Genomic DNA, 10912 nt, shown 5'->3' with positions numbered 1-10912 from the left:
CTCTCCTTCCGGGAGATTCAGCGGGGGCTGATAATACCACTCTTGCACTTTACAACTTTATTACTCATCTTTGCATTGCTTATAGAGAAAGACGGAGGGATTAGACCCTGCGAAGTCTTGGCAACCTGTGCTTACAAGGTGCCACATTCTACTTGAGAGCCAATTGGCTTCCGGGAAAGATAAGCGAAGGTCAGTGATCAGACGACTTCTCGATATAAGCTATTATTTTTTGGATTGCACCGATTAGGGAATGATTCCACCGATTACTTGTTTCTGCCTGGAATAATTCGGTGAAATCACAAACGGAAATCGGTGAAATCACAAAACAACAATCGGTGAAATCAATAAATGGATATCAGAAAAGAACTACAAAAACGCATTCTTGTAATTGACGGGGCAATGGGCACCATGATCCAGCGGTACGAATTATCCGAAGGGGATTTTCGTGGCGAACGTTTTCGCGACCATGGTTCTGATCTTAAAGGAAATAACGACCTGCTGAACATCACACGCCCAGATGTGATCAAAGCCATACATGCCGAATACCTGGAGGCCGGTGCGGATATCATCGAGACCAATACATTCAGCACCCAGCGCATTTCACTGGCTGACTATCACCTGGAAGAATTAGCCTACGAATTGAGCTACGAAGGTGCCCGTATTGCCCGTGAAGTTGCCGATGAATATAATAAAAAAGATCCAACCAAACCGCGTTTTGTGGCTGGTGCTGTCGGGCCAACCAACCGTACCGCTTCACTTTCGCCAGACGTAAATGACCCGGGCTATCGTGCGGTTAGTTTTGACGATTTGGCGGAAGCATATTACGATCAGGTGCGAGGCCTTGTTGATGGCGGCGCTGATTTGTTGATCATCGAAACCATATTTGATACCCTGAATGCAAAAGCGGCACTGTTTGCGATAGATCGTTATAAAAACGAATGCGCAGCGGCTGGTAAAGAATATGCTCCGTTTAAAGGTGAAGGGGCCATCATGATCTCCGGTACCATTACTGATGCCTCCGGCCGTACCCTTTCCGGGCAAACGGTAGAGGCGTTTTGGAACTCGGTTCGCCACGCCAATTTACTCTCTGTCGGGCTAAATTGCGCTTTAGGTGCAAAAGAAATGCGCCCGCATATTGAAGAACTTTCGCAAAAAGCCGACGTGTTTATTTCGGCATATCCAAACGCAGGCCTGCCCAATGAGTTTGGCCAGTATGACGAAACTGCGCATGAAACAGCTCACCAGGTGGATGAGTTTATGAAAGCAGGCCTGGTAAATATCGTGGGCGGTTGCTGTGGCACCACGCCTGAGCATATCAAATGTATCGCCGAAAGAGCGGCAAAATATCCGCCACGCGTAAGGCCCGAAATTGAGCCATACCTGCGCCTAAGCGGTTTGGAAGCGGTTACCTTAACACCCGAAACCAATTTCGTAAATATTGGCGAACGGACGAACATTACAGGTTCGCCAAAGTTCTCCAAATTGATTTTAGCGGAGGATTATGAAGCTGCTTTAACGGTTGCCCGCCAGCAAGTAGAGGGCGGCGCCCAGGTGATCGATATCAATATGGATGAGGGGATGATCGATTCTGAAGCAGTAATGGTTAAGTTCCTTAACCTCGTAGCTTCAGAACCCGATATTGCCAAACTTCCCATCATGATCGACTCGTCCAAATGGACAGTGATAGAGGCTGGTTTAAAATGTTTGCAGGGTAAAGGCATCGTCAATTCCATCTCGCTGAAAGAAGGCGAAGAGAAATTTAAAGAATACGCCCGCAAGATATTAAGTTACGGCGCGGCCACAGTAGTAATGGCTTTTGATGAAACCGGCCAGGCCGATTCATTGGCGCGACGTAAAGAAATTTGTCAGCGTTCATATAACATTCTCGTAAATGAAATTGGTTTCCCGCCACAGGATATCATCTTCGACCCAAACATTTTAACAGTTGCTACCGGGTTGGAAGAGCATAATAATTATGCAGTTGATTTTATTGAAGCTACCCGCTGGATAAAAGGAAATTTGCGCTATGCTAAAGTGAGCGGCGGGGTAAGTAATATATCCTTCTCCTTCAGGGGGAACAACACGGTACGTGAGGCGATGCACTCGGCCTTTTTATACCATGCGATAAAAGCAGGCCTGGATATGGGTATTGTAAACGCCGGCATGCTGGAAGTTTACGAGGAAATCCCGAAAGACCTGCTGGTGCTGGTTGAAGATGTGCTTTTGAATCGCCGCGAAGATGCTACTGAGCGCCTGGTTGAATTTGCTGATACGATAAAATCAAAAGGTAAAGAGATTGTAAGAGATGAAGAATGGCGTAAAGCACCTGTTGCTGAACGTTTATCACATGCGCTGGTAAAAGGCATTATCGAATACCTGGATGAAGATGTGGAAGAGGCAAGGCAAGCTTATGCCAAACCTTTAGAAGTGATAGAGGGCCCGTTAATGGATGGCATGAACGTAGTGGGCGACCTTTTCGGTTCCGGCAAAATGTTTTTACCGCAGGTGGTAAAATCGGCCCGTGTAATGAAAAAGGCCGTGGCTTATTTATTGCCGTTTATCGAACTGGAAAAACAAAGGGTGATTGACGCGGGTGAAGATAGCAGCGGGAGCAGGGCCAATGCCGGTAAGGTTTTAATGGCTACGGTTAAAGGCGATGTACACGATATAGGTAAAAACATAGTAGGTGTAGTATTGGCCTGCAATAATTTCGAGGTGATTGACCTCGGGGTAATGGTTCCGGCGCAAAGGATCATCGAGGAAGCTAAAAAGCAAAATGTGGATATCATCGGCCTGAGCGGCTTGATTACCCCTTCGCTGGATGAAATGGTACATTTCGCCAAAGAAATGGAACGTGAAGGGTTTACGATTCCTTTGATCATTGGTGGGGCGACAACATCCCGTATCCACGCCGCAGTTAAGGTTGATCCGCATTACTCCGGACCGGCTATCCACGTGCTGGATGCATCGCGCAGTGTTACCGTGTGCAGCAGTTTAATGAATAAAGACCAGCGCGGACCTTACGTGAAGGGCATAAAAGAAGAATACGCAAAAGCGCGTGAGGCCCATTTAAACAAACGCTCAGATAAGCGCTTTATCAGCATTGAGGATGCCCGCAATGCAAAATTACAGATCAACCTGAATGGCGCTATTGCTAATAAACCCACGTTTACAGGAACTAAGGTTATTGAAGCCTTCCCGTTGGAAGACCTGGTGCCCTATATCGATTGGACGCCATTTTTTCATACCTGGGAGCTAAGGGGCAGTTTCCCTAAAATATTTGATGATAAATATGTTGGTGTTGAGGCAAAAAAGCTGTACGACGATGCGCAAACACTCTTAAAGAAAATAGTAAAGGAAAAACTGCTGCAGGCAAACGGTGTGATCGGTTTTTGGCCGGCAAATAGTGTTGGGGATGATATTGAATTATATACTGATGAAACCCGTAACACATTGTTGACCACCATCCACACGCTGCGCCAGCAAAGCGAAAAAGTTAAAGGTGAACCCTATTACGCTTTATCGGATTTTATCGCCCCAAAAGAAAGCGGCGTGCCTGATTATTTTGGCGGATTTGCAGTAACAAGCGGTATTGGCTGTAATGAATTGGTCGCTAAATTTGAGGCTGATTTTGATGATTATAACAGCATTATGGCTAAAGCCCTTGCCGACCGCTTAGCAGAGGCATTCGCCGAGAAAATGCATGAGCTGGTGCGCAAAGAGTATTGGGGATATTCGAAAGGGGAGAATCTGGGGGCTGATGAATTGATCAAAGAAGAATACCAGGGGATCCGACCAGCGCCGGGATATCCTGCTTGTCCGGATCACACTGAAAAAACAACCTTATTTGAAATACTTAAAGCTGAGGACAATGCAAAAATGCACCTGACTGAAAGCCTCGCCATGACACCTGCAGCCTCGGTAAGCGGATTTTATTTCGCGCACCCGCAGGCTCGCTATTTTGGCTTGGGTAAGATCAGTAAGGACCAGGTGGAAGATTATGCGATAAGGAAGAATATGCCGGTTGAGGAAATAGAACGCTGGTTAGGGCCTAATTTGAATTATTAGCCCCCGGCCTCCTAAAGGGGGAGCAGACGTGGGAGATTACAACAACATCGTAAAAAATTAAATAAAAATTCCCCCTTTAGGGGGTCAGGGGGCATGAAGATAACCGAACATATTAGCAACGCCAAAGGCAAAACACTTTTTTCATTTGAACTGATACCGCCATTAAAGGGCCATAGCATACAGGGATTGTATGATGCCATTGATCCTTTAATGGAGTTTAAACCACCTTTTATTGACGTTACCTCGCTGCGTGAGGACTTTATATATAAACAGCACCCCAACGGGTTACTGGAAAAGCTTAGCTACCGTAAGCGCCCCGGAACTATCGCTATTTGTGCGGCTATTATGAATAAATACAAAGTGGATACTGTTCCGCATTTATTGTGTGGCGGATTTACTAAAGATGAAACCGAGAATGGACTGATCGACCTGCAGTTTTTAGGCATCGAGAACGTATTGGTTTTGCGCGGCGATGCCCGCAAAGCCGATGCATCATTTATCCCAACGCCTAACGGCCATAATTATGCCACAGACCTTTTGGAGCAGGTAGTAAACATGAACAATGGCGTTTACCTGCATGAAAATAACGAAGAAAACCTGAAAACCGATTTCTGCATAGGCGTGGCCGGTTATCCTGAAAAACACTTTGAGGCCCCCAACCTAAAGACCGATTTTAAATACCTGAAACAAAAGATAGACATGGGCGCGAATTTTATTGTTACCCAGATGTTTTTCGATAACCAGAAGTATTTTGATTTTGTAAATAATTGCCGGGCAAATGGCATCACTGTGCCCATTATCCCGGGGTTAAAACCGGTTACAGGCTCCAAACAATTGGTCAACCTTTCCAAAACGTTCCATATTGACATGCCCGAAGACCTTTGCGACGCGATAAACGGCTGCAAATCGGAAAAAGATGTAAAGGATGTTGGTATTGAATGGATGATCAACCAGTGTAAAGAACTGATGGCATTTGGTGTGCCGGTATTGCATTTTTATACTATGAGTAATGCAGGGCCAACTAAAAGAATTGCGGAAGCGATTTTTTAAGTCCGAAGTCCGAAGTCCGAAGTCCGAAGTCCGAAGTCCGAAGTCCGAAGCTGTATTATGTTAAGCGGAATTCGCTGCTTATTTCTCACCCGTTGGATGCCTCCCAACAATCGAAAATACGAAGGTGGTTTGTGTCGCTTGAGCAGTAGAGCAGAAATAGTATATAATAATTAAAAATGTAGATTAGCTTAAAAGAACCCGACCACATGAAATATCTGTCATTTTTTGCTTTACTCTTTCTTGTGGTTTCAGCATATGGCCAAACGAATAACGCTTACCAGGTTGTAAAAAGTACTGCTGACAGTATAAGCAATACCAATAAGCACGATGACATGGAAAATAGATTTTTTACGAGGAAGCAATTTGCCGATGGCTTTGGTAAGGAAATAGTTGCCGCCAGCGAGGTATATGAACGGAGAAAAAAAGACGGAATCAAAGATTACGCATTGGCAACATACGATTTTGATTTTATCTCCGACAGCAAAAATAAACTCGACTCCTTAGGGGATTTTTTGCTGTTAACTTTAGTTATAAAATCAAGGAAATAAAAAAGGTAAATGAGTATTGGGAATTAACAGGTGATGCTACGGAATTCCCTGTCGATGAGGATAATTTAAGGTATTGGGTGCTTGACTTATATGCCAAGGGATATGAGTTTGATTGTAAACTCGATGGTTACGGCGCTATGGCCGACCCTAAGAATCAAAACTTCCCGGATTTGAATATAACACTATACGATCACTATTTCGAACTGGCAATGGATGCCTACGATAAAAAAAACTCGGGCATGGCGATAATTAATTTTTCAACTGCGATCAAAATAAAACCGGCCGACCCGAATGCATGGTATTCAAGAGCAATTGCCAAGGACGAACTTCATACGTGGAAAGCAGCGAGGCGGGATTATGATAAAGCCATTGAATTGGCGCCTGATTTTACCGATGCAATAGTTAACAGGGCTGCAAATAAAGATGAAGCCGGAGAATACGATGAAGCAATAAAAGATTATGACCGCGCAATTGAATTGGAGCCGCAGAACGCCATGGCTTATTTTAACCGGGGAAACTCTAAATTTAATAAAAACGATAAATCAGGTGCTTGCGAGGATTGGACTAAGGCAAAGGACCTTGGTGCTGGTTATGCTCAAAAAAGAATTATCGATAATTGTAAATAACAAACAAAGCCTGGCTATCACACCAGGCTTTCACTTATTAAATCGATTTTTGACTTAAGACTTCAGACTCAAGGCTTTTGACTCAAATCCTACCAAACCTTGATCCTGTCCTCAGGCGTTTTATACATTTTATCACCCGGTTTAACATTAAAGGCGGCATACCATGCGTCAATATTGGTAATCGGCGCATTGGCGCGGAACTGCTCCGGTGAGTGCGGGTCGGTCAAAATACGCTGGGCGGCAGCTTCAGGGCGTTGTGAACTTCTCCATACCTGTGCCCAGGATAGGAAGAACCGCTGATCGGGCGTAAACCCATTGATCGTTTTATGTGAATGGCCTTCTTTGGTTTTTTTAAATGCCGCATAGGCTACGTTTAAGCCGCCAAGATCGGCAAGGTTTTCGCCAAGCGTAAGTTTGCCATTTACGTGAAGGGTATCCAGCACGGTAAAGGCGTTGTATTGTGAAACCACCTGGTCGGCGCGGGTTTTAAATTTATCAGCATCGTCCTTTGTCCACCAGTCGCGCAGCGTACCGTCGGCATCATACCGCCGTCCCTCATCATCGAAACCATGGGTCATTTCATGCCCGATAACCGCGCCAATGCCGCCATAGTTTACTGCATCATCAGCCCCAAAATCAAAGAAAGGGAACTGCAGGATCCCGGCGGGGAAAACGATCTCGTTATTTACCGGGTTATAATAGGCATTTACGGTTGGGGGCGACATTCCCCAGCGTTTTTTATCCACCGGTTTGCTGATCTGGTTTACTCCATAATTATATCGCCATTCGGATACGCGTGTCAGGTTACCAAAATAATCGTTACGATCGATCTCCAACCCACTGTACTTTTGCCATTTGTCTGGGTAACCTATCTTTACGGTAAAGGCAGCCAGTTTTTGAAGCGCCCGGGCTTTTGTTGCCTCGCTCATCCATGAAAGGTTTTTAATGCGTTCACCAAGGGTTACTTTCAGGTTGTTTACCAGGTTAACCATATATTGTTTAGCTGCAGGGGTAAAATATTTGGCAACGTATAGCTGGCCGAGCAACTCACCCTCGCTGCCATCAACCAATCGCGCCATGCGCTCGTTGCGCGGGGTTTGCACCTTTTGCCCGCTTAAGGCTGCACTGAAATCAAAATTAGCCTTAACAAAAGCTGAACTTAATGAACCCGCCGAACCTTTCAGGATATTCCATTTCAAATAAACTATCCAATCGGCTACCGGGGTTTCGGTTAACAAAGCATCTTCCGCTTTAAAAAAATCGGGCTGACCAACTAAAAGCGTATCCTGGCCGGCAACCTTCATTTCGGGCATCAATTCCACCCAGTTTAAGTGTGGCGTGGTTTTGCTGAAATCAGCCACCGAATATTTATTATAGGTAACATTCGGGTCGCGCATGGCAACGCGGCTAAGCTGGGCTTTAGCCAATGTTTTTTCGATATTAAAAATCGTTTCCGCATTTTTTACCGCCTCATCGTGGCTTAAGCCGGTCAACGTAAATAAATTAACGATGTATTGTTTATAGGCATCCTGGATTTTAATACTGCGGGCATCGCTTTTTAAGTAATTGTCGCGGTCGGGAAGGCTGGTGCCGCCCTGGTTAAGGTTGGCAATATTTCTATTGGGGTGTTTGTCATCGGGGCCAACACCAAAGCGGAATAAAGGGTCGGCTTCGCCATGCGTGCGTTCATAAACCACTTCGCTGATGACGCCGTTAAGGTCAGCTATTTTACCAATTCTCTCCAGGATTGGTTTTATCGGGTCATAGTTAAGTTTTTCAATAGCAACCGTATCCATCGCACTGGCATACAGGTCACCTACACGTTGTTCAAGACTACCCTTGGGATGCTGCGTTTTACTAACTATTTTTAACAAAGCAAGCAGTTTGTTGGTGTTTTCCTGGTTCAGGATGCCGAAACTTCCCCAGCGGGATTCTTTGCCGGGTATTGGGTTCTTCTTGATCCAGTTGCCATTGGCATACCTATAAAAATCATCCCCCGGCTTAACGGAAAGATCCATGTTTGCCGGATCAATGTACTTCATAGGTGGCTTTTTGTGCCCCGGCTTTTTATCACCTATGACGTTAAAAGCGCTTACCGAAAGGCCAACAAGGCCAATCAGCATAAAATTGGTAAATTTTACTCTCATTTAGCTAATTCTTTAATAATTAATGTCAGTCAGTTTCTTCCGAGTATGAATTTCAAGCCTGGAAAACTAAAGGTAGTAAATAAAGAATATCGCCGTCAAAAGATAACGACACTACCTAACGGTTAAACCATTTGATTAAAAATGATAAGCGTACATTTTTTAAAATATCCAGTAAAAAACGCTGAATAGGCACTGATTTCATGGATGGGAGCTTAGTTTAGTAAGATAACGCTGGATTGTAAAAATATTGTGATGGGGGGGGATGTTCATAGTTCATGGATCATAGTTCATAGTTTGAAGTAAAAAAATTCAGAATTTGAAAAGAAAGGAGAAAAACTGCTATGAACCATGAACTATTAACCATGAACTTTCAAAAAAACCATGAACTATTGTATTTTTGCACCCTATGAGTATTTCTAAAACATACGAGCCGAAAGCAACCGAAGAGAAGTGGTACAGTTACTGGTTACAGCATGAGTTTTTCAGGTCGGTGCCTGATGAACGCGAACCTTATACCATCGTAATACCTCCGCCAAACGTTACCGGTGTGCTGCACATGGGCCATATGCTGAACAATACCATACAGGATGTGCTGATACGCAGAGCACGTATGAAAGGCAAAAATGCCTGCTGGGTTCCGGGCACCGACCATGCCAGTATTGCTACTGAAGCCAAAGTAGTGGCCATGCTAAAGGAGAAAGGGATCTCGAAAAAAGATCTTACCCGTCCGGAATTTATGGCTCATGCCTGGGAATGGAAAGAGAAATATGGCGGCATCATCCTTGAGCAACTAAAAAAACTCGGTGCATCCTGCGATTGGGATCGCACGCGTTTTACAATGGAAGATGAACTTTCTGAAGCAGTAATAGACACTTTTATCCATTTATATAAAAAGGGGCAGATCTATCGTGGTGTGCGGATGGTGAATTGGGACCCGCAGGGCAAAACCGCGGTGAGTGACGAGGAGGTTATCCGAAAAGAGGTTAACCAAAAGCTTTATTATATCAGGTATAAAGTTGTAAGTCCTGAGTCTGAAGTCTTGAGTCAGGAGTATGGTCCGGCTTACCTGACTATTGCCACCACCCGGCCTGAAACGATTATGGCGGACGCGGCGATCTGTATCAATCCGAATGATGAAAGGTATATTCATTTACACGGCCAAACTGTTTTAATACCGTTGATCAACCGTGAAATCCCGGTGATCCTGGATGAATACGTAACCATGGATTTTGGTACCGGCTGTTTAAAAGTTACCCCTGCGCATGATTTGAACGACTATGAGCTCGGGCAAAAACATAACCTGCCGGTGATTGATATTTTAAACGATGACGGTACACTGAATGAAAATGCACAAATATTAGTAGGTGAGGACCGGTTTGCAGCACGTAAAAAAATAGCAATTTTACTGGAATCGGATGGAAGCCTTGAAAAGGTTGAAGAATATAAATCCCAAATCGGGTTTTCAGAACGAACTGACGCGGTTATTGAGCCAAAACTATCTATGCAATGGTTTTGCAGGATGGACGAAATGGCCAAACCCGCGCTGGATTACGTTTTGAAAGGCGATATTAAACTGATCCCCGAAAAGTTTATCAATACCTACCGAAACTGGATGGAAAACGTACGTGATTGGTGCATCAGCCGCCAGTTATGGTGGGGGCAGCAAATCCCGGCATGGTATTTACCAAACGGCCAGTTTGTGATTGCTAAAACGCGCGAAGAGGCTTTTGAAGAGGCCGTTAGGCTGAACGGCGAAAGCTTAAAGCTGAAGGCCGAAGACTTGAAACAGGACGAAGACGTATTGGATACCTGGTTCTCGTCATGGCTCTGGCCAATATCTGTTTTTGATGGGTTTAAAGACCCCAATAATGCAGATATCAATTATTATTACCCAACCAACGACCTGGTAACCGCGCCCGAGATCTTGTTTTTCTGGGTAGCCAGGATGATCATGGCGGGGCATGAATTCAGGGGGGAGGTTCCATTTAAAAATGTTTACCTGACCGGGATAGTTCGCGACAAGCTCGGGCGTAAAATGTCGAAGTCGTTGGGCAACTCGCCTGACCCGCTTGGCCTTATTGAAAAGTATGGCGCAGATGGCGTAAGGGTCGGGATGCTGCTTTGTTCGCCGGCAGGCAACGACCTGATGTTTGACGAAAGCTACTGCGAGCAGGGAAGTAAATTTGCCAATAAGATTTGGAATGCATTCAGGCTGGTAAAGGGCTGGGAAGTTAACGAAACCCTCGAAAATAATAATGATTTAGCCATTGAATGGTTTGAAAGCAGGTTTAACCAGGCCCTGGCCGAAATTGAAGATTATTTTGCACAATACCGGATTTCGGATGCATTGATGTCTACTTATAAATTGATATGGGACGATTTTTGCGCCTGGTACCTGGAAATGGTGAAGCCTGAATATCAGCAACCGATTGACAGAGAAACGCTTAACAAAACCATCAAATTTTTTGAAGAT

General features: G+C 44.7%; 6 protein-coding genes and 1 riboswitch. Of the genes, 5 read left to right on the top strand and 1 reads right to left on the bottom strand.

Going from position 1 to position 10912, the window contains the following annotated elements; translation table 11 throughout:
• The first annotated feature begins 76 nt into the window (after positions 1 to 76).
• Positions 77 to 186, top strand: a riboswitch (SAM riboswitch).
• Positions 187 to 348: 162 nt separating this feature from the next.
• The 4 genes from metH (at position 349) to QZY09_RS01280 (ending at position 6292) form a co-directional block, all read left to right on the top strand.
• Positions 349 to 4068: a methionine synthase gene (gene metH / locus QZY09_RS01295; protein ID WP_295667148.1), complete on the top strand. Its 3720-nt coding sequence runs from the start codon at positions 349 to 351 to the stop codon at positions 4066 to 4068.
• Positions 4069 to 4161: 93 nt separating this feature from the next.
• Positions 4162 to 5118, top strand: a complete 957-nt coding sequence (gene metF / locus QZY09_RS01290; RefSeq protein ID WP_295667145.1) for a methylenetetrahydrofolate reductase [NAD(P)H] — start codon at positions 4162 to 4164, stop codon at positions 5116 to 5118.
• Positions 5119 to 5324: 206 nt separating this feature from the next.
• The gene (locus QZY09_RS01285) at positions 5325 to 5666 is read left to right on the top strand and encodes a hypothetical protein (RefSeq protein WP_295667142.1); all 342 of its coding nucleotides are present in this window, start codon (positions 5325 to 5327) and stop codon (positions 5664 to 5666) included.
• Positions 5667 to 5743: 77 nt separating this feature from the next.
• Positions 5744 to 6292 (top strand): tetratricopeptide repeat protein, encoded by a 549-nt coding sequence (locus QZY09_RS01280; RefSeq protein ID WP_295667139.1) that lies wholly within the window; start codon positions 5744 to 5746, stop codon positions 6290 to 6292.
• 89 nt (positions 6293 to 6381) lie between these two features.
• On the opposite strand, the gene QZY09_RS01275 is transcribed toward QZY09_RS01280, so the two are convergent.
• Complete coding sequence (locus QZY09_RS01275) at positions 6382 to 8439, bottom strand: M13 family metallopeptidase (RefSeq protein ID WP_295667136.1); 2058 nt, start codon at positions 8437 to 8439, stop codon at positions 6382 to 6384.
• Between the two features lie 406 nt (positions 8440 to 8845).
• On the opposite strand from QZY09_RS01275, the gene QZY09_RS01270 reads away from it, so the two are divergent.
• The coding region (locus QZY09_RS01270) for a valine--tRNA ligase (RefSeq protein WP_295667133.1) at positions 8846 to 10912 on the top strand (2067 nt) is incomplete at its 3' end.

The sequence above is a fragment of the uncultured Mucilaginibacter sp. genome (assembly GCF_903913935.1).
Lineage (GTDB): Bacteria > Bacteroidota > Bacteroidia > Sphingobacteriales > Sphingobacteriaceae > Mucilaginibacter.
This window is presented reverse-complemented; position numbering and strand designations above follow the sequence as displayed.

Bases quoted from the DNA above. Each gene is read 5' to 3' on its own strand.
- QZY09_RS01275 (WP_295667136.1), bottom strand. From the start codon at position 8,439: ATGAGAGTAAAATTTACCAATTTTATGCTGATTGGCCTTGTTGGCCTT.
- metH (WP_295667148.1), top strand. From the start codon at position 349: ATGGATATCAGAAAAGAACTACAAAAACGCATTCTTGTAATTGACGGG.
- QZY09_RS01285 (WP_295667142.1), top strand. From the start codon at position 5,325: ATGAAATATCTGTCATTTTTTGCTTTACTCTTTCTTGTGGTTTCAGCA.
- metF (WP_295667145.1), top strand. From the start codon at position 4,162: ATGAAGATAACCGAACATATTAGCAACGCCAAAGGCAAAACACTTTTT.